The 1,243-nt window shown below is 65.9% G+C and carries 1 protein-coding gene; it reads right to left on the bottom strand.

Annotated elements, in window-relative coordinates; translation table 11 throughout:
• Positions 1-33 precede the first annotated feature (33 nt).
• A protein-coding gene (locus E7Z54_RS07700) for an IS3 family transposase (protein WP_136432536.1) occupies positions 34-1,211 on the bottom strand; the annotation gives its coding sequence in 2 pieces (ribosomal slippage) (positions 34-924 and positions 927-1,211; 1,176 coding nt in all).
• Positions 1,212-1,243: the final 32 nt, after the last annotated feature.

Here is a 1,243-nt window from a genome sequence, read left to right as displayed (position 1 = left end):
GGGGTCTGCTGCACGAACGGGTGACAGGTTGGGTTAGGCCGCCTTGGTGGCGGTTGGGGTCATGATCAGCTCGTATTCGACGGGGGTCAATCGTCCGAGAGCGGCCTGCCGACGGCGTCGGTGGTAGGTCCTCTCGATCCAAGTCACGATCGCGATCCGCAGCTCCTCGCGGGTTTTCCAGCTCCTGCGGTCGAGGACGTTCTTCTGCAGCAGGGAGAAGAAGGACTCCATGGCGGCATTGTCGCCAGCTGCGCCGACGCGACCCATCGAGCCGACCATCTGATTGCGGTTGAGCTTGTGGACCAGCTTCCTGGATCGAAACTGCGACCCGCGGTCGGTGTGAAGCACGCAGCCGGCCACATCCGCGCCATCGGCCCGTCTGCGGGCGACGGCGTTGTCGAGCGCAGCGACCGCGATCCGCGACTTCATCCGTGAGTCGATGGAGTAGCCGACGATTCGGTTGGAGTAGACGTCCTTGATCGCGCAGAGGTAGAGCTTGCCTTCGCGGGTCCAGTGCTCGGTGATGTCGCTGAGCCACAACTGGTTCGGCACCTCGGCGGTGAAGTCGCGCTCGACCAGGTCGTCGTGGACAGGTGGCCCTGGCTTCTTGCCGTTGCGGCCGCGCTTCTTCCCGAACGCCGACCACCAGCCCAGATTGGAGCAGATCTTCCACGCCGTGCGCTCGGCCATCGGCTCACCCGCGTCACGGGCCTCGTCGACCAGGAACCGGTAGCCGAACTCCGGGTCGTCGCGGTGTGCGTCGAACAACGCGTTGGCGCGGTAGGCCGCGACCAGCTCGGCGTCAGTGACTGGGCTCGCGAGCCAGCGGTAGTAGGGCTGGCGGGCGATCTTCAGGACCCGGCACGTCACCGCGACGGGGATCCCGTCCTCGGCCAGCTCGCGGACGAGCGGGTACATCATTTTCCCGGCAGGTGTGCCTGGGAGAGATAGGCGGCGGCCCGTCGGAGGACCTCGTTCTCCTGCTCGAGGAGCTTGATCCGTTTGTTCGCCTCACGCAGTGCTTCGGACTCATCCGCAGCCCGGCCGGCCGCTTGCGGGGTGATCGACTTCCGGTCGTCGATGGTGAGCCACCGCTTGAGGCACGACGGCGAGATGCCGAAGTCCTTGGCGACCTGAGCCATCGAGGCATCGGAGTCGCGGTAGACCCGGATCACGTCCTCGCGGAACTCCTTGGGGAACGGCTTCGGCATGGTGCACATCCTTCCAGCGCCGACACACATCG

The sequence above is a fragment of the Nocardioides sp. genome, from assembly GCF_004803405.1.
GTDB lineage: Bacteria > Actinomycetota > Actinomycetes > Propionibacteriales > Nocardioidaceae > Nocardioides > Nocardioides vastitatis.
Note: the sequence above shows the minus strand (reverse complement) of the source record. Positions and strands in the feature narration are given on the sequence as shown.